The organism is Acrocarpospora macrocephala (assembly GCF_009687865.1).
Lineage (GTDB): Bacteria > Actinomycetota > Actinomycetes > Streptosporangiales > Streptosporangiaceae > Acrocarpospora > Acrocarpospora macrocephala.
In genome coordinates this window covers 23255-41568 of sequence record NZ_BLAE01000010.1, presented here as the reverse complement: position 1 = coordinate 41568, position 18314 = coordinate 23255, and the positions used below count along the sequence as shown (strand labels likewise).

Sequence of the window (18314 nt, the reverse complement as noted above, 5' to 3'; positions counted from 1 at the left end):
CCCGCCGATAGAGCCGATCACGTACGATTCAGCGCGGCGGTCAGGCTCTCCGATGGATCACGGTCGCAGTTGGTGATCGGCTATCTTCGCCGCGGCGTCGCGGAGGACCCCGGGTACCAGGAGGCGATGCACGGCGGACAGCGGAGGCCACACGCTGTGGCCCAGACGCCGGTCATAGCGCAGGAAGGTCCCCAGCGACACCTGCCCATCGGTTGCCTGGACGAGAAGGTTGCCGGTCAGGAACCAGGAGGTGGCCTCGAGCCGGATCCAGTCTTCGCCGCGTTCGGCGATGTGCCATCCGGCCACGGTGTCCGGCGATCGCCCTAGGCTGAGCCGGAAACCGAGGAGAACGCGCCAGATCAGCTGCTCCGCCGCGCTGGGGACGTCGCCGAACATCGCGCGAGCCCACTGCTCCGGTGTCGCGTCCGCGTCGGTGGAGAGGGTGAAGTAATCGACGTAGTCGATGCGGGACAGCGAGCTGAGAGCGCGGATGGACTCGGGTATGTTGTCCGTCCCCACGACACCTTCCACGGTCCTCATGGCCACAACCGCCTTTCGTGTATACGCCACCGTATAGACTGAGGTTAACCCGTTTATACGGTGGCGTATATGCGCTGGAGAGGTGAGGTGAGACACATCGTGGCCGCGACTCGCACGCCGCGTGACAGGTGGATCGAGGAAGGGCTGCGAGCGCTGGCCGCCGGCGGCCCGGATGCCGTACGTATCGAGGTGCTGGCGAAGAAGCTCGGCGTCACGAAAGGCGGGTTCTACGGGTCCTTCGCCGACCGCGACGCGCTGCTGAAGGCGATGCTGGACACCTGGGAAAGGGAGAGCATCGACGAGGTGCTCGACCGCGTCGAGCGCGAAGGAGGCGACCCGAGAACCAAGATCCAGCGCGCGGGCGTGCTCACCTTCTCCAGCGACCGCCTGCTGCCCATCGACCTAGCGATCCGGGACTGGGCCCGGCGCGACGAGGCGGTCGCCGAGCGCCTCCGACGGGTGGACAACCGGCGCATGGCGCTGCTGCGCGAACTCATCGGCACCTTCTGCTCCGATCCCGACGAGGTCGAGGCCCGCAGCCTGCTCGCCTTCTGCCTGGCGATCGGCGAACACTTCCTCGCCGCCGACCACGGCGACCACACCCGACCCCAGGTCCTCACCCGCGCCGCCGACCTGCTCCTCAACCGCTCCCACCAAGACGACAGCCACTGACCACCTCGACGCCATCCGCCGGTGGCGCTTACTGCTGGTCACCTGAGCCAGTCGGTGATAGGGCGTCTCCGGCCGAGTACGCGGGATGTCCTTGTCCATCCGCCTGGACGATCACATGCCACCCGGCCGGCCAGTTGTGTTTCTGCTGTGGTTGGCGAACGATGGCCCCGTCAAAAAGGATGCCACCGTGGAAAGCTGCCCCCAGGCCGAACGACGCCCGCTCGGCGAACTCGGCCTGATTGAACACCGCAGTGCCATGAAATGTCACTCCGTTGAAATCGGCCTCCCCGTGGAAGACCACCTCCCGGAAATCTCCAATACTGTGGAAGACCGCACCACCACGCAGGTCTTCCATGTCGAAGAGAACGCCGCCGAATCGTGCACTTCCGCGGAAATGCGCACTTGAAAACGTCGCACGGCCGTAGAAGCGTGCGTTGGCGAATGACGCGCTCCCGAGGAATTGAGCACCGGTGAAGTCAGCGCTGCCAACGTTACAGTTCCGGAAGTCGACATGGATGAGGGTGGCCCCGGCCAGGTCGATATCGAGCCCCCTTGACAAGGGTGTCGGATGCCACCGGCCGGGATACTCGATTTGCAAGAGTCCACGAAGCACCCGTTGGGCGGTCACCCGGACATGTCGTTCGCCGTCGTGATCCGTGCTGCCCGACTCCGCGGGCCAAGGTCCTGGCGGCTGCTGGGTACCAGGAGGGCTGGTCAGGTTATAGGGCATGCGCAAATAGGCACAGACGACATTGACGATGGTCTGCGCATGGTCACTGTTGTCGCGGGCCAGGCGTTCCAGCGCATAGAGCCCGGCCAGACGTACAGCCGCCTTATCGCTACCGAGTTGTTCCGCGGCCTTGGCATACAGTTCGGTGATCCGCCGCTCGTCCGCGTCGTGAGCCGTGACACGGGCCGCGAGTTCTTGATGGCGCTGCCGGCGAAAGGCCAGCATCAACGTGATCGCTGCGCCCATGCCCGCACCGGCCGCCAAAGCGGTCTGCACGGCCCCTTGGCGGGCGGTCGCCCGTTCGGGCGCTTGGAGCCCATTCGCGGGCAAAGCCGCGAGGAGCCACCAGGCAACGCCCGCGACCGTACCGCCGACCAGAACGGCCGACACACTGATCCACCACACCGCTCCGGGCGGTGTCCGCAACTCGGGTGGCGCGTTGGAATCAAGGTCAGAGCCGTCCGACCGACGAGGAACCGGCAACCACAGGCGCATACCGTCATATCAGGTGACACTGCGGCACCCGTTACCATCCATCCGCCGATCGATACCCTCACGGGATTTGGCGCAGGTCTCCCGAGAGTCCCGGCCCTCCTCTCGACCCGTGGCCTGAATACCAGGCCGTGACGTCGTTCCTGCCGCCGACCGGACAAGACGCACGTCAGGGAAGGGGAGGTTACTCCAGCCCGGGATCGTTATGTGGACCTTGGTCGATGGTCGAGGTGGCGTCGGTATCGGTCGTGGTTGGTCTTGGCTGCGCCTGGCGTGATCGCGCGCCTAGATCTCCGTTCTCGCCTGCTCGATATGCCGCACGATGGCATGGGCACCATGCGCCTGGGCGATGGCGTGCGCCTCGTCGAGTGTCGCGAGCGCGTCCGCCCGGCGGTCCTGGGCGGCGGCGATGTAGGCCAGCCCGATCATGTTGGAGGCCACGTGCGGCAGAGCCCCGACCTCCCGCCACAGCCGCGACGACTCCTCCAGCCGCTCGCGCGCTTCATCCAGCCGACCGGCCATGTGTGCCGCGATGCCCAAGTGCCGCAGAGCCTCGGACTGGGTCGGCTTGTCGCCGACCTGCGCCGCCAGCCGCCAGGACCGCTCCAGTTCCGGAACCGCGGTCTCGTTGTCACGCCGGATGACCTGATGCAGGCAGCCGATCCAGAACAACGCCTCGGCCTCGCCGCGCGCGTCGCCCAGCGCCCGGTACAGCTCGACCGCGCGCTCGAACAACGGCAGTTCAGCCGGGTCCTCGACGGGTGACGAGCCGGCGCTGGCGCGCTCGTTGAGAAACCGCCCATGCAGGATCCGCCCACGGGCCAGCGCGGCATCGGCCTCCACCGCGTCCAGGCCCCGTTCGGCGTCGGTCAGCACGCTGGCGTCGCCGCTGAACACTGCCCGTTCATAGAGCGTCTTGGCCCGTTCGATCCGGTCTTCGGCGCTCATCGCCGCCCCCGCCCTGGCATCGCCACCACGTCCTAGATCAGCAGTAGAGTACTCCGGTCCAGGATCGTCATGTGGACGTCGATCCCACTACCAGCGACAACGAATGCGGCCTGCCTGGAGCACGCGGTGGATATCCTGGTCATCGTCGGCGGCGTGGCCGCGAACGGGAGGCTGCGCCAGGTCGCCGCCGAGCGTTTGCGCCGCCGCGGGCATCACCCTGCGCGTACCGGCCCCGGCCTTGTGCACCGACAACGGTGTGATGATCGCGGCCGTGGGCGACCTGCTGGTGGACGTGGGCGCCGTTCCCGCCTCCCTCGGCCTGTCACCCGATCCCTCGGCTCCCTTGACCAAGGCGGTAACACACATGACCGGCACGGCACGTCCCATCACCATCGTCGGCAACCCGGTGCTGCACACTCCGTGCCGCCCGGTGGAGCGCTACGACGAGGAACTGGCCGCGCTGGTGGAGGACATGTTCGCCAGCATGTACGAAGCCGAAGGGGTCGGGCTGGCGGCCAACCAGATCGGCGTGGACCTGCGCGTGTTCGTCTACGACTGCCCGGACGGGGACGGCGTCTCGCAGAAGGGCGTGGTCGTCAACCCGACGCTGGTGCCGCTGGGACCGGGGGAGCGCAACCTCGATCCTGACGACGAGGGCTGCCTGTCGATCCCGGGTCCGCGAGCGGTGGTCGGGCGGCCGGACCGGGCGACGGCCCAGGGGTTCGACGTGACGGGCGCGCCGGTGACCGTACACGGCACCGGTGTGCTGGCGCGCTGCCTGCAGCACGAGACCGACCACCTGGACGGCATGCTCTACATCGACCGGCTCTCGAAGGCGGCGCGCAAAGCGGTGCTGAGAGAGTTCGAAGAGAGCCGCGACGCTCTGTAGGACAGGTCGGGCTAGACTGCCTGGCGCGGATGGTTCGCCCGGCCCCCGCGGGGCTGGGCGTCGTAAGAGGGAACCCGGTGGGAGTCCGGGACTGCCCCGCAGCGGTGAGTGGGAACGACCGCCGTCATACGCACTGGGCCCGACGGGCCTGGGAAGCGACGGCCAGTAGAAACGCCTGGTTTCAGGTTCTGCCCGCGAGTCCGAAGACCTGCCTCCGCCCGCGCGCCGACCGGTGCGCGGTGGTCCGCGGCCTCGTGGGAGGGCCTGGGGCGCGCACGGCGGTGCGCTCTTTCCTCCTGTACGGCCGCTTATGGCTCAGCGAGGGAAGCTGCCATGCCGAAGAGCCCGAACACGACGATCCTGGGCTACCCGAGGATCGGGGCACGCAGGGAACTGAAGTTCGCCACCGAGGACTACTGGGCCGGGCGGATCGACGCCGCCGCCTTGGAGGCGACGGCCGCCAGCCTGCGCGCGCAGGTGTGGACGGAACTGCGCGAGGCGGGCCTCACCGAGGTCCCGTCGAACACCTTCTCCTTCTATGACCAGGTCCTGGACACCAGCGTGATGGTCGACGCGGTCCCGGACCGCTACCGGCGACTGACCGGCCTGGACCGGTATTTCGCGATGGCGCGGGGCGCGCGGGAGGTTCCCGCGCTGGAGATGACCAAGTGGTTCGACACCAACTACCACTACCTGGTGCCCGAGCTCGCCCTGGACGCCCGGTTCCGCCTCGCCGACGGCGCCGCCGCCAAACCGCTGCGGGAGTACCTGGAGGCCAGGGCACTCGGCATCGAGACCCGGCCCGTCCTCATCGGGCCGGTGACCTACCTGCTGCTGGCCAAGGCCGAGGCCGGCGGCGTCGAGGGTTTCCAGCCGCTGGACCTGCTCGACGGTCTGGTCGAGGTGTACGGCGAACTGCTGGAGCGGCTCGCCGGCGCGGGCGCCCGGCGCGTCCAGCTCGATGAGCCCGCCTTGGTCGGGGATCTCACCGAAGCGCAGGTCACCGCCGTCCGCCGCGCCTATACCCGGCTCGGCGACCTGCCCAGCCGCCCCCGGCTTCTCGTCGCGACCTACTTCGGCGCCGTCGACCGCGGCGCGCTGGCCGCCCTCGCCGAGACCAAGATCGAAGCGGTTGGGCTGGACCTGACGGCCGGGACCGGCAACCTGGAGACTCTCGCCTCGGTCGGCGGCCTCCCGTACCGCACGGTGGTCGCCGGGCTGGTGGACGGCCGCAACGTGTGGCGCACCGACCCGCGGCGGGCCAAGGCCGCCTACGCCGTCCTGCTGGGCCTGGCCGGGCACGTGGAGATCAGCACGTCCTGCTCGCTGCTGCATGTTCCCCTCGATCTGGAGGCGGAGGCCGGTTTGGACGCGGCGGTCAAGGGACGGCTGGCGTTCGCCCGGCAGAAAGTCGCCGAGGTCGCCGCCCTGGGCCGCGTCCTCGGCGGGGCCGAGCCGCTGCCCGCTGAGCCGGACCGGGTGCTCCCGGCCGTGGACGAGCGGGTCCGCGCCCGCCTCGACGCGCTCGGCGAGGTTCGCCGCGGTGACCGGGCGGCCAGGTTCGCGGCCCAGCGGGCCGCGCTGGCCCTGCCGGACCTGGCCACCACCACGATCGGCTCGTTCCCGCAGACCGCCGAGATCCGCACGGCCCGCGCCGATCACAAGGCCGGCCGCATCGACGATGCCGCCTACACGGCGGCGATGCGCCAGGAGATCGCCCGCGTCATCGTCCTCCAGGAAGACCTCGGCCTGGACGTCCTGGTGCACGGCGAGCCCGAGCGCAACGACATGGTCCAGTATTTCGCCGAGCAGCTCACCGGCTACGCCGTCACCGACCACGGCTGGGTCCAGTCCTACGGCACCCGCTGCGTTCGCCCGCCCATCCTGTACGGCGACATCTCCCGCCCTCGCCCGATGACCACCGAATGGGCGAGCTACGCGCAGTCGCTGACGGCCAAGCCGGTCAAGGGCATGCTCACCGGACCGGTCACCATGCTCGCCTGGTCCTTCGTCCGCGACGACCAGCCGCTCGCCCACACCGCCCGCCAGGTCGCCCTCGCCCTGCGCGACGAGATCACCGACCTGGAGGCCGCCGGTATCCGCGTCATCCAGGTCGACGAACCCGCCCTGCGCGAGCTCCTTCCGCTCCGCCAGGCCGATCATGCCGCGTACCTGGACTGGGCGGTCGCCGCGTTCCGGCTGGCGACCTCCGGCGCCGCCGACACCACCCAGATCCACACCCACATGTGCTATTCCGAATTCGGCGAGATCATCGGCGCGATCGCCGCGCTGGACGCCGACGTCACCAGCGTCGAAGCGGCCCGTTCCCACATGGAACTCGTCACCGACCTCCGCCGGGCGGGTTACCAGAACGGCATCGGCCCCGGCGTCTGGGACATCCACTCCCCGCGCGTCCCCTCGGTCGAGGAGATGGAGCACAATCTCCGGCGAGCCGTGCAGGCCGTCGACCCCGCCAGAGTGTGGGTCAACCCCGACTGCGGCCTCAAGACCCGCGCCTACCCCGAGACGGAGGCGTCTCTGCGTAACCTCGTCGCGGCCGCCGTGAAAGTCCGGGCGCACCTGAGGTGACATCGTCCCGCCTGGTCTCCGCTCCCCGCTGAGACCAGGCGTCATGTACGGGCCTAGGCGAACGCCTCGATCGCCGCCTCGCCGAACGCCTTCAGGTCATCCGGCATCCGGCTGGTGACCAGGGTGGACGGGGCCGCCGTGCAGACCACGACCTCCCGGTCGTGCCAGGTCGCGCCCGCGTTGCGCAGGTCGGTCTGCAGGCTGGGCCACGAGGTCAGCGTGCGCCCCCGTACGACATCGGCTTCGATGAGCGTCCACGGTGCGTGGCAGATCGCCGCGACGGGCTTACCCAGGTCGAAGAACGCTCGTACGAACCGGACCGCCTCGGGACGGGTGCGCAGGTAGTCGGGGTTGGCCACCCCGCCTGGCAGTACGAGCCCGTCGAACTGGGCGGCGTCGACCTCATCCACGGTGGCGTCCACACGGAATGCGTCGCCACGGTCGAGGTGGTTGAACGCCTGGATCCGGCCTTCCCGGGTGGAGATCAGCCGTGGCGTGCCGCCAGCGTTCATGATGGTCTGCCACGGTTCGGTCAACTCGACCTGTTCGGTGCCCTCGGGTGCGGCGAGAAATGCGATGGTCTTGCCTTCGATCATGGCTGTCTCCCCTCTGAGCTGCCTAGACTCTTCCCCTGCCCGTTCTTCATGGCCCTATTCAGGTGGCGGACGCCTCAAGAGCGGGGAAGGTGAACAGTCCGATCAGACGCGACAGGCCTGAGATGTCGCCATCGAGGGTGACCGCGCCGGTCGTGACCGCCTCGGCTGGGGTGAGGCGATGCGTCAGGAGTTGGTGCAGGGTTTCGTCGTCGGTGGTGAGGATGAGGTCGGCGTGGTCGGGCGCGCCGGCGGCGACGGTGAGGGTCGAGTCCTCGGCCCGGACGGTGAAGGGGCCGTCGCTCAGGCGCAGCTCCCAGGTCGTCGGCTGGGCGATGCGCTGGCTGTCGTCGTGGAAGGCGAGCATCGCGGCGACGAGCCACCGCGAGCGGGAGGCGACGTCGCGGGGCAGGCGCCCCATGCTTCTGGTTCCCCAGCGGCCCAACGCCATCAGGATCGGCTCGAGTTCGCGGCCGTAGTCGGTGAGCTCGTACACCGTGCCGCGGTCCGGCAGGGGCAGCAGCCGCCGGTGGACGACGTCCAGCGCCTCCAGATGTTTGAGCCGTGCCGTCAGTGTGTTGGTGCCGATGCCCGGCAGGCCCTCGGCGAGGTCGCCGAACCGCAGCGGGCCGAGCAGCAGGTCGCGCAGCACAAGGAGCGTCCACCGGTCACCGACCACGTCAAGGGCGGTGGCGATGCCACATAGCTGGGCGTAGCTGCGCGCCATCGTGTCGGGCGAAGACATATCGCGATCATAACATTGCGCTTAACGAAGGCAATTTCACTTGCAAAAGGAAAGTCCACTGCTAGATAGTGTGGTACGCCGCTGACAGGGATGTGGCCCAGCGCTGCGTCGAAAATCAAAGGAACAGACATGCGCTCGTACGAAGCAACCTCCCTCATCGAATCGACTCCTGAGAAGATCTGGGCCCTGCTCACCGACATCGGCGCCTGGCCCGACTGGGACTCAGGCGTCACGAAGGTCGACGGCCGGCTGGCGCTGGGCGAGAAACTGTCCATCTCGGTCGAGGCCAACCCCGGCCGCGCGTTTCCCGTCAAAGTGGTCCAACTGACCGCGCCCGAGCGGATGGTGTTCGCCGGCGGCATGCCCCTCGGCCTATTCACCGGCCAGCGCACCTACACCCTCGTGCCCGAGGGCACCGGAACCCGCTTCACCATGCGCGAGGAATACACCGGCCCACTCGCTGGCATGATCTTCAAATCGATCCCCGACCTGGGCCCGTCGTTCCGCCAGTTCGCCGAGGGACTCAAGCGACAAGCCGAATAACCACCCCCAAGCCTGGCCTGACGGCGGTGGTCGTGGTGGTCACCCGGGCACCAGGGGCTTCGCCAGCGAATGATGCTGAACGATCGCTTAGCCAGCCCCGATAGTGCAGTGGAACTGTTGACTGAAAACAGTTGTAAGCTGAGTCAGTCATAATTGTAGGGGCGACGATCGCTGTCACAACAGCTGAGCGCCTAGTTGGGAGTTCCATGACCGAGTCGCCTACGACGGTGTCCCGTGGTGCGCTCAGGCGCACCACGGTGCGGGACGTCGCCGAAAGCGCGATCCGGGAGATGATCCTGACTGGCGAGTTGAGCCCGCAGACCCGGCTCAACGAGGTGGTGATCGCCGAAGAGCTCGGGATCAGCCGGGGACCGCTCCGCGAGGCTATCCAGAGGCTGGCGAGTGAGGGCCTGCTGGAGATCATTCCCCACAAGGGCGCGTTCGTCCCCGCGGTTGAGGAGAAAGAGCTCCGCCAGCTGTACGAGCTACGGATCGCGGTGGAGACCTACAGCGCGCGCAAGGCATGCGTGAGCTTGCCTCCGGCCGGGCGGCAGGTCATCCTGCAGGCGCTCGAAGGCGCCGAATCGGCCCTGAAGGGTGACGCCGCGTACCCGGCCGACATGGACTTCCACAGGTCGCTGGTCGCCATGGCCGACAACGCGGCGCTGGACCAGGCGCTTCGCGAGGTGAACGCCAAGATTTCGATCGCGCGTCGGCGTTCGGCGCGGGAACCGGCCCGGGCACGCGAGGCGTACCAGGAGCATGTGGCGATCGCCGAGGCCCTGCTTGCCGGGCGTGCCGCGCGTGTGACCAAGCTCCTGGAGGCTCATCTATGGCGCTCCTTCGAAAATGCCGTGGCACTTCTTCTGGGCTGATCGGCGGCACGGACTGGTGGCGCGAACCGACCGACCGGCCCCGACGCGAGAGCGTTTCCAACGATCCAACCCAGTCCGAATGCGGACAGGAGTCCGTTGCCCGACAGGTAGCCGTCCGACGACGGTCCGGCCAGCCCGCACGCGGTGCCGCCGCCGGCGTAGAGATGCGGGATGGGCCGGTCGGCGCTGTCCAGCACGCGTCCCTGGGCGTCGATGACGACCCCGCCCTGGGTGGTGAGCAGGCCGTGGGTCACCCATGCGAGATAGAATGGTTGCCGGAGCTGGCGACGGCCCGGGCGGGCCGTGACCGCCTCCCGTGCCTGCTCGACGTCCAGCCTGAGCAATGCGGCGAGCTCAGCGAGCGTCGCGACCTCGCGGATGGCTCGGGCCGCCAGGCACTCCCGCATCATCTCCGACTCCCGCGTTGCCGCCAGCGCGGTGGCGTCGAAGATCATGGCGGCCCGCTCGCCGGGTTGTCCCTGCAGGATCCCCGCCATCGCGGAGTAGCCGTGCCGCTCCTCGTCGACGAAGCGCTGGCCGTTGGCGTTGACGAGTACCGCGCCGTGGAACGGGAGGGCCGGCGACACGCGCGTCCCGTGATCGACCACGACCAGCCCGGACCTCAGGCCGGCGCCCATGTTCCGAACCCGGCCGCCGAGTCGCTGGACCCAGGTGAGGGCATCCCCGGTCGACGTGGACACGCCACCGTAGTAGGGATTACCGAGGTCGCCCAGATATTCCCGCACCAGCGCCGGGTTGTTGGCGAACCCGTCCACGGCCAGCATGATGGCGCCGGCGCCGATCCGTTGTCGACGGCCGTTCTGGTTGACCACCACGCCGCTCACGACGCCGGCGTCCATGACGAGGCCGACGATTGGCGCCTCGTCTACGAACGCGACGTTGGGGTACGACCCGAGCAGCCCGCGGAGGTGCCGCATGAGCCGTCCTCCGCCCTGCCGGCCGACGTCGGTATGCAGGCGTGGGACCGACATGCCGGCGCGCGGCATGTCGGTCCCGACTTCGATGGGGTACCCGGTATCGGCGATCCACTCGACCATCGCCGGAGCGACCGCGCACAGTGCCTCCACGATCGGGCGCCACTCCTCGTCGCCCGAGGCGGCCAGGATCTCTTCCGCATGCTTCTGTGGTGAGTCGTCGATCCCGGCCAGACGTTGGAATCTCGTCCCGCCGGCGGGCAGAGACCCCGACGAAATGGCCGCATTGCAGCCCTCTCGGGTCGACTTCTCGAATACGGCTACCACGAGGTCGGGGTTCTGGGCGGCCCGGAGAGCGGTCATCACTCCGCAGGCGCCACCACCCACGATGGCGATATCAGGCCCGACATCGATCAGGTCAGCAGTCATGTCAGAGCCGTCGGGACGCCGTAGAACTGCCGGGCGGCATCGAGCAGCCGCCGCGGCGGCTGCGCGCCGTAGAACCCCACCCGGGACGCAACCAGACCCTGCGTCCGGTACTGCGCGGCTCTGACCTCGGCCACGCGGACACAGGTTCCGAGCGAATCCAGCACGGGCACGTCGTCGACGCGCGCGATGCCGAGATCGGCCAAGAAGACATTCAACGGCCCCTCACCGGGAACGATGACCGTGGCGCCGGCGCCGATCGCCTTGCGGGCGGCCCGCTCGAAGGCCGCGCGGAGCGGGTCTGGATCCGCGTAGGCGGCCATGACGTCACTGAATCCCGCCTCCACCTGCAGGATGGGGCCGACCAGGCTGTCGAGCCGGTAGTTTCGCAGGTTGCGGCGCAGTTGTGGCTCGAGCGCGGCGATGAAGTTGACAATGCCCACGCAGTCTCCGAGCATCGCCGCCATGAGCACCGACGTCTGCCCGAAGGTGACGACCGGGATGTCGACCACCGTGCGGATTTCCTCGTACGCCGTGTCGGGAAGCGTGGCGATGAGGAAGGCGTCGTAGCCGTCGTCCTGAGCCTGCAACGCCGCGTGGACGAACTGCTCCTTGTGCAGACCGGCCAGGTACGCGTAGCCGATGTGCGATCCCGGGTAGTCCGACGGGTACGTACCGGGTCGCATCCCGTGCAGATCGATCGTGGTCTCCGGATGAACCTGGGCGTACAGGTGGCGCTCCAGCGCCTCCCGGTACCGAGGTACGTCCTCGAGGACGGTGAAACTCTGGTGCCAGATTCGCATCGCTCACACGCCCCCTTCGCCGGTTGCGCGGGCGAGGCTGGCGGCGTCGACGCCGGCGATGCGGCCGAACGTCAGCCCTCGCAACACCGAGGTCGAGCCGACGTAGTTCGAGTAGTAGAGCCCGGTCATCTCACCCGCCGCGTATAGTCCCCGGATCGGCCGGCCGTCCCGGTCGACGACCTCAGCCTTGGCGGTCGTCTTGAGTCCGCCGAACGTGAACACGTTGGCGCACATGATGGGGTAGGCGACGAACGGAGCCGTCTCGATGCGCCGCGACCAGTTGGACTTCGGCGGGGTCAGTCCCACCGTGGCCAGCCCGTCCGGCGCGCTGTGGTCGAAGGTCGCGGGATTCGGGCAGGCCTGGTTGTAGGCGTCGATCGTCGACTGGAGCGCATCGCCGGGGATGCCCAGGACATCGGCGAGCTCACCGAGACTGCCGGCCCGGATGGGAGCCACGTCGGTGCGTACCCCGGACATGATGTTCGGCACGGCCAGACCCTGTTGGTCGAGCACCACCCAGGCGATCCCCTCGGTCTGCGCCTGGATCGTCCGGGTGGTGCGCTCGTACCACGCGTCGATCGCACCTCGTGCCTCGTCGACGAAACGTCGACCCTCCTTGTTCACCAGCACCCCGTACGGGAAGCAGAAAATGGCTGCCTCGGCCTGTCCCGAGCGCGGATCCACCGGTTCGGCATGGAACAGGCTGAAGTTCCCGGCGGTCGCCGCACCGACGCGCAGGGCCATCTCGATGCCCTCACCCTTGTTGTAGTGGCCGCCCTTGGCGACGGGTCGGCAGGTCATGGCCTGGCCGGGGTGGTAATGGGCCATCATCTCCGCGTTGCCCTGATACCCACCGGAGGCCAGCACGACCCGGCCCAGGTACTCGTCGTCGCCGTGGGCGGTGGCGGCGCGGACGCCGATGACCTCACCGTTGTGGGTGATCAGGTCACGTGCCGTGGTCTCGAAGCAGAACCTGACGCCGAGGTCGCGCGCGGCCTTGCCCATCGTGTCGACGATGGCGAGTCCGCCGCCGACCGGTGCCATGCGCGTCGTGGTCTGCGTCAGGAAGGGCGTCGGCACAGTGTCGAACCGCACGCCGTGCCCGGCCATCCACGCCAGCGCCTGCGGAGCGTTCTCCGACAGCGTCGCGACGTACTCCGGATCAACCGTATGTGTGGACCGCCAGAGTCCGCTCTGCTGAGAGGCCGGCAGCGCGGCGTCTCGGACGATGCTCGGATCGGGATAGCCCATGAAGTCGTCGACCAGGGCGGCCTCGAAGCCGTCAGCCGTCTCGTCAAGCGACTTCATCCGCAGGAATGCCTCGGTGTAGCGGGTATTGCCTCCGGTCTCGGCCTCGGGCGATCGCTCCAGCAGGACGACGGTGGCACCGGCCTCCGCCGCCGAACAAGCGGCGGACAGACCGGCCGCCCCGCCCCCCACCACGACGACGTCGACGTCATACCTCATCGGGCGCTTCCTCGATCTCGATGGTGGGAATAGTCGAGCATAAGAAGGGCTGTCCTCGTCGAGTTCATCCGCTCTCCATCCGTTTCGGCCTGTCCATCACCAGGCCGACCATCCGCCGTCGACGTACACAACCTGACCCGTCATGTAGGACGATGCCGGGCTGCACAGCAGGAGCAGGGGGCCGGCGAAGTCCCGGGCCGGATCGCCTAACCGTCCGAGTAGCGTGCGCTGCGCGAACCAGGCCAGTCGCTGTGGGTCCTCGGCCAACGGCGTCGTCATCTTGGTCGGGTAAAAAACGCCGGGGGCAAGGCAATTGACCGTGATACCGTGCGCGCCCAACTCGCTGGCCAGAGACCGGGTCACGTTGACCACTGCCGCCTTCGACGCGTAGTACGCCGACTCGGGCACCGGGCCCACCCGCTCCGCGTACACGGTCGTCAGGTTGACGATCCGCCCGCCGCCGCCCTGAGCCGTCATGGCCATGCCGGCGGCCCGGCCGACGAGCCAGCAGCCGGTGAGGTTGACGCGGACCACGTGCTCGAACTCCCGCGGCGTGGTCTCGTCGTACGGCTTGCGCAGCATGACGCCGGCCGCGTTGACCACGACGTCCAGTTGTCCGTGCCGTTCGCGCACCTCGTCCATGAGCCTCGCCACCGAGGCCTCGTCCGTGACGTCCACGCTGTGGCATGTCGCGTCGGCGGCCTTACCGGTGACGGCGAGAGCGTCCTGTTGTTCGGGGAGGTCGGCCACCGCCACGGCCGCGCCGTGGCCGGCCAGCGCCCGGGCCGCCCACTCACCCAAGCCTCCGGCGGCCGCGCCGACGACCAGAGAGGTGGCGCCGGTGAGGTCGAACAGATTCACCACGTCAGCTCACTCTCCACGGCCGCGGAGTGCGTGCCCGACAGCCGCCCGAAGATCGCGGCCTTGCCGATCGACGTACCGGTCATGTAACCACTGCCGTGGAATCCGCCCACGATCTCACCTGCGGCGAACAGGCGACCGATCGGCTCACCCCACCAGTCGAGTACCCGCAGGTGTGTGTCGACAGTAACGCCACAGTAGGTCGCCAGGACGACCGTCTTGGTCGGCTGTGCGTAGAAGGGTGGGGTATCGAGCGCGAAGGGACGACCGAAGCCACCGCACAGGAACTCACGGCCCATCGGATCCGGCTCACTGCTGGCGATCCGCCGGTTGTAGTCCGCGACGGTCGTCTGAAGCGAGCCCGCCGGGAGGGCGAGCCTTTGTTCGAGTTCCTCGACGGAATCGGCGCGCACCAGCATGCCGGCTCGATCCCGCTCGGCGAATGCGTAGATCGGGACGTCGTCGCTCGACTGGGCCATGACCGTGGCGTCCAAGACCTGCCAGGTCGTCCCGCCCGGCTGCCGCAGCGCGACATCGCCGATCTCCTTATAGTTTCGCGATTCGTCGACGAACCGTTGGCCCGCACCGTTGACCGCGATCGCTCCTTTGTAGACGGCGAGGATGCCGGTGCCGTCCTCGTGTGGATGCGGCTCGGCATAGATGCCGTACGTACCCTTGACATAGGGCATGTCGCGGATTCCGGCGCCGAGTGCCATCGCCATCTTCAGCCCGTCACCCTCGCACCCGGCGCCGCCGGCCCGCAGTGCGTGCTCCATCTGGGGCGCGAACCTGGTAAGCAACTCGTTGTTCCGAGCGAACCCACCGGTGGCCAGGACGACCGCGTCCGCCCACACGCGGCGTCGCTCTCCGCTGGAGAGGCGGACGTCGACTCCCACCACCCGGCCGTCCTCGTACACCAACCGCTCCGCGGCGGTGTCCATGACCAGCCGGGCGCCGAGCTTTCCCGCGGCGACGAGGAGGCGCACCAACATCGCGGTGGTGTCGGTCGGGTGACTTCGTGGGACGGTCTGGCCGGACGCCGCGTGGATCTCGCCGTAGACCACGCCGTGGCGACGCAGCCACGAGTAGGTCTCCAGTTGGTGCGCGCAATACAGATCGACCAGCGCTACGTCGTTGCGGTGGTCGCCGACCTCGAGCAGGTCGCGGCGAAGCAGCTCGATCGAGTCCGTGATGCCGAGCGCGTGCTGTTCGTCGGTACCGGCGAAGGCCGACAGGCCGGCTGACAGCACGGTTGAGCCGCCGATCGAACCGGTCTTCTCCACCATGACCGCGTACCGGCCGGCCTCAGCCGCCGCGAGCAGGGCGGCGCAGCCGGCCAGCCCGGATCCGAGCACGACCACTCCGGCCCGCTCGGGGAGGTCGTCCTGGTAGGGCAGGCCCGCGATCCTCGTCATGGCACCGGGCGCCGGTTCGCCGCGATGATGTCCGCGAGAGGCTGATCGAGAAGCGCCTCCGCCGCGGCCAGGTCGGCCAGCCGAAACAGCTCCTGCCGCTCGGACCAGGTCACCATCCGGTCGGCGCGGCTCGCCGTCTCCCCGTGCTCTCGAAGATGCCGCAGGGCCTCGATGCCGGCCCGCATCATCGTCCGCATCAGGTAGTTGGCGAACAGGATGACGCTGAAGCCCAGCTCGGCGTACTCCTTCAGGTCGAGCTCCGGAGTCTTGCCACCTTCGACCACGTTGACGACGAGCGGGACGCCGGCCAGCTCGGTGCCGACAAGCGCCAGTTCTTCGATGGTTCGCGGCGCCTCGACGAAGATCACATCGGCGCCGGCTTCGACGTACGCCTTCGCCCGCTCGATGGCCTCCTCGATGCCGTAGACCGACCGAGCGTCCGTCCGCGCGATGATGACCAGCGCGTCGTCGGCGCGGGCCTCGCAGGCGATAGCGATCTTCGTCTGCATGTGGCCGGCCGGGATGAGATCGTGATCGTCGAAGTGGCCACACTGCTTGGGCATCTGTTGGTCCTCGACCTGGATGGCGGCCGCACCCGCCCGTTCGAGCAACCGGATCGTGCGCATGGTCGCCAACGGGCCGCCGTAGCCGGTATCCGCGTCGACCACGACGGGAATCGACGCCGCCGCCGTGATCCGTCCCGCGTGCTCAACGACCTCCGCCATGGAGGTCAGCCCGATGTCGGGAAGCGCGTGCTGGGCGTTCGCGAGCCCGCCTCCGGTCGCGTACGCCGCTGCGAACCCGGCCTGCTCCACCAGGCGCAGGCCCATCGCGTCAGTGACACCTGGCAGTACCAGCGGCTGCGGCCCGGCCAGCGACGCCCGCAGGGTGAGCCGCAGCTCGTGGGCGTTCGGAATGGTCATGGGCCCCGGCACCAGACCGTAGGTGGATCCTGCCCCGGCGCGGTTGTCGGTCACGTCGACCGTCCCCCTTGTCCTCGGCCGACCATGTCGCCGGCTGAGCGGCCCCCGTCGATCGGAAGTGCGACGCCGGTGATGAAGGCGGCGTCGTCGCTGGCCAGGAACGTGAACGCGGCCGCGACCTCCTCGGGACGGACCAGCCTGCCCAGCGGCACCGCGTGTCGTGCGTCGGACTTCATGCCCTCGACGTACGCGTCGTAGACGGCGCCGTCGCCGCCCGCGCCGCCGGCCAGGAAGGGGGTGGGCGAAGCCAACGGACACACCGCGTTCACCCGGATCCCCGGGGCGAGATCGAGTGCCGCCGAGCGAGTGAGCGAAATGATCCCCGCCTTGGTCGCGGAGTAGATCGAGGTGTTGAGTCTGGGCACGAGCGCGCCGACCGATGCGGTGTTGAGGATCACCGCATGACGGCTGCGGCGCAGCACCGGTACAGCATGCTTGATCCCGAGGAACGGACCGCGCAGGTTGACAGCCACGATGCGGTCGAACTCCGACTCCGCGAGGGTGTCGATCGAACCCTTGGCGTGAATGATCCCGGCGTTGTTGACCAGGATGTCCAAGCCGCCGAACGTGTCAGCCGCTGCCTCGACCATCTGCGCGACGTCCTCGCTTCGCGAGACATCCACGGTCACGCCCAGCGCGTCCGGACCCAACGCCTCGGCGACCCGCTTCGCGCCATCGCCATCGCGGTCGGCCACGACGACCCGCGCGCCCTCAGCGTGGAACCGCCGCGCGGTCGCCGCACCGAACCCAGAGGCCGCGCCGGTCACAACGGCGACCCGACCGCTGAGAACACCCGTCATCGCTGTTTCCTCCCGTCGCCGATCGCCCCGGATCCCGCCGGATCCGCCGATGCCGCGGCCGGGCCCTCCGTCACGCGCGCCGGTTTCGTCCACCGCTCGTAAAGCTGCACCAGCCCGACGATGTCGTCGTCGGCCAGTCCCTCGGCCATCGCGACCGCGTAGATGGACCGCATCGCCGAAGCCGCCGGAGGGGGGACGCCCACGCTGTCCGCCAGCTCGAGCCCGAGTCGAAAGTCCTTCTCTGCCAATCGGATGCTGAACCGCGCGTCGTAGTCGCGTTCGAGCACCCAGGGAAACCGCTTCTGGAAATGATGTGACTTGCCGCCGCCCATCTGGGACAGCAGGTCGAATAGTCGCCTGGGTTCCAGCCCGGCCGCGACCCCGATCTGGAAGGCCTCGGCCGACACGAGCACGGTCGCGTTGGTGATGAGGTTGTTGACCAGCTTGACCGTCTTCGCGCTACCCACCGGCCCGGAGAAGTGCACAGTCCCGCCCACCGCGTGCAATACGTCGTGAACCGCCGCGATGTCCGGCTCGTCTCCACCGACGATCACCACGAGCTGTCCCTTGACGGCATCCATCGGGCCGCCGCTGACCGGAGCGTCGATCACCTTGAGATCAGCCGCCGCCGCGCGGTCGGCGACCGCGCGCATCGTGTCAGGGCCGATGGTGCTCAGCTCGATCAGGTACGTGCCGGGCCTGGCCGACTCCACGAGGCCGCCGCGGCCGAGCCAGGCCTCCGTCACCGCGGCGCCGTCGGGCAAGCTGGTGATCACCGCGCTGGCATCGGCGACGGCGTCGGCCAAGCGGTCACACACCTGTACCCCGGCGTCGGCTGAGCGCTGACGAGCCGCGGCGGCGATGTCGAACCCGTAGGTCCGAAACCCGGCCGCCGCGAGACGCGTGGCGACCGCCCCGCCCAGATTCCCGAGCCCGACGACGCACACCACCCGGTCGGGCGCTCGCGAGTCCATCATCCTGTCCTCCTCCTTCGCTACCGGCTCCATC

General features: G+C 68.7%; 19 protein-coding genes and 1 riboswitch. Of the genes, 5 read left to right on the top strand and 14 right to left on the bottom strand.

Features of this window, described 5'->3' with window-relative positions:
* Window positions 1-57 precede the first annotated feature (57 nt).
* The gene (locus Amac_RS09560) at window positions 58-540 is read right to left on the bottom strand and encodes a DUF2867 domain-containing protein (protein ID WP_155353962.1); all 483 of its coding nucleotides are present in this window, start codon (window positions 538-540) and stop codon (window positions 58-60) included.
* An 87-nt stretch (window positions 541-627) separates the two neighbouring features.
* On the opposite strand from Amac_RS09560, the gene Amac_RS09555 reads away from it, so the two are divergent.
* The gene (locus Amac_RS09555) at window positions 628-1212 is read left to right on the top strand and encodes a TetR/AcrR family transcriptional regulator (RefSeq protein WP_155353961.1); all 585 of its coding nucleotides are present in this window, start codon (window positions 628-630) and stop codon (window positions 1210-1212) included.
* A 28-nt stretch (window positions 1213-1240) separates the two neighbouring features.
* Here the strand turns inward: Amac_RS09555 and Amac_RS09550 are convergent, their stop codons facing one another.
* The 3 genes from Amac_RS09550 to Amac_RS54750 form a co-directional block, all read right to left on the bottom strand.
* Window positions 1241-2332: a pentapeptide repeat-containing protein gene (locus Amac_RS09550; protein ID WP_170322405.1), complete on the bottom strand. Its 1092-nt coding sequence runs from the start codon at window positions 2330-2332 to the stop codon at window positions 1241-1243.
* A gap of 387 nt (window positions 2333-2719) precedes the next feature.
* On the bottom strand, window positions 2720-3382 hold the full coding sequence (locus Amac_RS09545; RefSeq protein WP_155353959.1) for a tetratricopeptide repeat protein: 663 nt from the start codon (window positions 3380-3382) through the stop codon (window positions 2720-2722).
* Window positions 3383-3469: 87 nt separating this feature from the next.
* Window positions 3470-3634 (bottom strand): hypothetical protein, encoded by a 165-nt coding sequence (locus Amac_RS54750; protein ID WP_218040969.1) that lies wholly within the window; start codon window positions 3632-3634, stop codon window positions 3470-3472.
* A gap of 7 nt (window positions 3635-3641) precedes the next feature.
* Between Amac_RS54750 and def the strand changes: the two genes are divergently transcribed.
* Both def and metE read left to right on the top strand, forming a co-directional pair.
* Window positions 3642-4271, top strand: coding sequence for a peptide deformylase (gene def, locus Amac_RS09535; protein ID WP_373869813.1), 630 nt, complete (start codon window positions 3642-3644; stop codon window positions 4269-4271).
* A gap of 12 nt (window positions 4272-4283) precedes the next feature.
* Window positions 4284-4501: riboswitch (cobalamin riboswitch) on the top strand.
* 103 nt (window positions 4502-4604) lie between these two features.
* Window positions 4605-6860 carry a 5-methyltetrahydropteroyltriglutamate--homocysteine S-methyltransferase gene (gene metE / locus Amac_RS09530; RefSeq protein WP_155353958.1) on the top strand — a complete coding sequence of 752 codons (2256 nt, stop codon included), beginning with the start codon at window positions 4605-4607 and terminating at the stop codon, window positions 6858-6860.
* Window positions 6861-6913: 53 nt separating this feature from the next.
* Here the strand turns inward: metE and Amac_RS09525 are convergent, their stop codons facing one another.
* Window positions 6914-7456 carry a type 1 glutamine amidotransferase domain-containing protein gene (locus Amac_RS09525; protein WP_155353957.1) on the bottom strand — a complete coding sequence of 181 codons (543 nt, stop codon included), beginning with the start codon at window positions 7454-7456 and terminating at the stop codon, window positions 6914-6916.
* Between the two features lie 58 nt (window positions 7457-7514).
* A complete protein-coding gene (locus tag Amac_RS09520) occupies window positions 7515-8198 on the bottom strand; it encodes a winged helix-turn-helix transcriptional regulator (protein WP_155353956.1) in 684 nt (227 codons plus the stop codon).
* Between the two features lie 129 nt (window positions 8199-8327).
* Here Amac_RS09520 and Amac_RS09515 point away from each other — a divergent pair, with 129 nt between their 5' ends.
* A complete protein-coding gene (locus Amac_RS09515; protein WP_170322404.1) occupies window positions 8328-8741 on the top strand; it encodes an SRPBCC domain-containing protein in 414 nt (137 codons plus the stop codon).
* Window positions 8742-8947: 206 nt separating this feature from the next.
* Window positions 8948-9616: a GntR family transcriptional regulator gene (locus tag Amac_RS09510; RefSeq protein ID WP_155353954.1), complete on the top strand. Its 669-nt coding sequence runs from the start codon at window positions 8948-8950 to the stop codon at window positions 9614-9616.
* Here Amac_RS09510 and Amac_RS09505 read toward each other — a convergent pair.
* The 8 genes from Amac_RS09505 to Amac_RS09470 all read right to left on the bottom strand — a co-directional run bounded on the left by Amac_RS09505 (window position 9568) and on the right by Amac_RS09470 (window position 18283).
* Window positions 9568-10980, bottom strand: coding sequence for an FAD-dependent oxidoreductase (locus tag Amac_RS09505; RefSeq protein WP_155353953.1), 1413 nt, complete (start codon window positions 10978-10980; stop codon window positions 9568-9570). The genes Amac_RS09510 and Amac_RS09505 overlap by 49 nt on opposite strands.
* Window positions 10977-11780 carry an aspartate/glutamate racemase family protein gene (locus Amac_RS09500; RefSeq protein ID WP_155353952.1) on the bottom strand — a complete coding sequence of 268 codons (804 nt, stop codon included), beginning with the start codon at window positions 11778-11780 and terminating at the stop codon, window positions 10977-10979. The genes Amac_RS09505 and Amac_RS09500 overlap by 4 nt, the downstream gene beginning before the upstream one ends.
* Before the next feature lie 3 nt (window positions 11781-11783).
* Window positions 11784-13247, bottom strand: coding sequence for an FAD-dependent oxidoreductase (locus tag Amac_RS09495; RefSeq protein ID WP_155353951.1), 1464 nt, complete (start codon window positions 13245-13247; stop codon window positions 11784-11786).
* 96 nt (window positions 13248-13343) lie between these two features.
* Window positions 13344-14111, bottom strand: coding sequence for an SDR family NAD(P)-dependent oxidoreductase (locus Amac_RS09490; RefSeq protein WP_155353950.1), 768 nt, complete (start codon window positions 14109-14111; stop codon window positions 13344-13346).
* Entirely contained in the window at window positions 14105-15523 is a 1419-nt protein-coding gene (locus Amac_RS09485; RefSeq protein WP_155353949.1) for an FAD-dependent oxidoreductase, read from the bottom strand. The genes Amac_RS09490 and Amac_RS09485 overlap by 7 nt, the downstream gene beginning before the upstream one ends.
* Window positions 15520-16500 carry an isocitrate lyase/PEP mutase family protein gene (locus tag Amac_RS09480; RefSeq protein WP_218040968.1) on the bottom strand — a complete coding sequence of 327 codons (981 nt, stop codon included), beginning with the start codon at window positions 16498-16500 and terminating at the stop codon, window positions 15520-15522. The genes Amac_RS09485 and Amac_RS09480 overlap by 4 nt, the downstream gene beginning before the upstream one ends.
* Window positions 16497-17306 (bottom strand): SDR family oxidoreductase, encoded by an 810-nt coding sequence (locus tag Amac_RS09475; protein ID WP_155353948.1) that lies wholly within the window; start codon window positions 17304-17306, stop codon window positions 16497-16499. Before Amac_RS09475 ends, Amac_RS09480 begins: the two co-directional genes overlap by 4 nt.
* On the bottom strand, window positions 17303-18283 hold the full coding sequence (locus tag Amac_RS09470; RefSeq protein WP_170322403.1) for an NAD(P)-dependent oxidoreductase: 981 nt from the start codon (window positions 18281-18283) through the stop codon (window positions 17303-17305). The genes Amac_RS09475 and Amac_RS09470 overlap by 4 nt, the downstream gene beginning before the upstream one ends.
* Window positions 18284-18314 lie beyond the last annotated feature (31 nt).

Excerpts from the sequence above, each read along its gene's own strand:
- Amac_RS09525 (WP_155353957.1), bottom strand. The coding sequence starts at position 7,456 with ATGATCGAAGGCAAGACCATCGCATTTCTCGCCGCACCCGAGGGCACC.
- def (WP_373869813.1), top strand. The coding sequence starts at position 3,642 with ATGATCGCGGCCGTGGGCGACCTGCTGGTGGACGTGGGCGCCGTTCCC.
- Amac_RS09515 (WP_170322404.1), top strand. The coding sequence starts at position 8,328 with ATGCGCTCGTACGAAGCAACCTCCCTCATCGAATCGACTCCTGAGAAG.
- Amac_RS09545 (WP_155353959.1), bottom strand. The coding sequence starts at position 3,382 with ATGAGCGCCGAAGACCGGATCGAACGGGCCAAGACGCTCTATGAACGG.
- Amac_RS09510 (WP_155353954.1), top strand. The coding sequence starts at position 8,948 with ATGACCGAGTCGCCTACGACGGTGTCCCGTGGTGCGCTCAGGCGCACC.
- Amac_RS09485 (WP_155353949.1), bottom strand. The coding sequence starts at position 15,523 with ATGACGAGGATCGCGGGCCTGCCCTACCAGGACGACCTCCCCGAGCGG.
- Amac_RS09495 (WP_155353951.1), bottom strand. The coding sequence starts at position 13,247 with ATGAGGTATGACGTCGACGTCGTCGTGGTGGGGGGCGGGGCGGCCGGT.
- Amac_RS09520 (WP_155353956.1), bottom strand. The coding sequence starts at position 8,198 with ATGTCTTCGCCCGACACGATGGCGCGCAGCTACGCCCAGCTATGTGGC.
- metE (WP_155353958.1), top strand. The coding sequence starts at position 4,605 with ATGCCGAAGAGCCCGAACACGACGATCCTGGGCTACCCGAGGATCGGG.
- Amac_RS09505 (WP_155353953.1), bottom strand. The coding sequence starts at position 10,980 with ATGACTGCTGACCTGATCGATGTCGGGCCTGATATCGCCATCGTGGGT.
- Amac_RS09500 (WP_155353952.1), bottom strand. The coding sequence starts at position 11,780 with ATGCGAATCTGGCACCAGAGTTTCACCGTCCTCGAGGACGTACCTCGG.
- Amac_RS09470 (WP_170322403.1), bottom strand. The coding sequence starts at position 18,283 with ATGATGGACTCGCGAGCGCCCGACCGGGTGGTGTGCGTCGTCGGGCTC.
- Amac_RS09560 (WP_155353962.1), bottom strand. The coding sequence starts at position 540 with ATGAGGACCGTGGAAGGTGTCGTGGGGACGGACAACATACCCGAGTCC.
- Amac_RS09475 (WP_155353948.1), bottom strand. The coding sequence starts at position 17,306 with ATGACGGGTGTTCTCAGCGGTCGGGTCGCCGTTGTGACCGGCGCGGCC.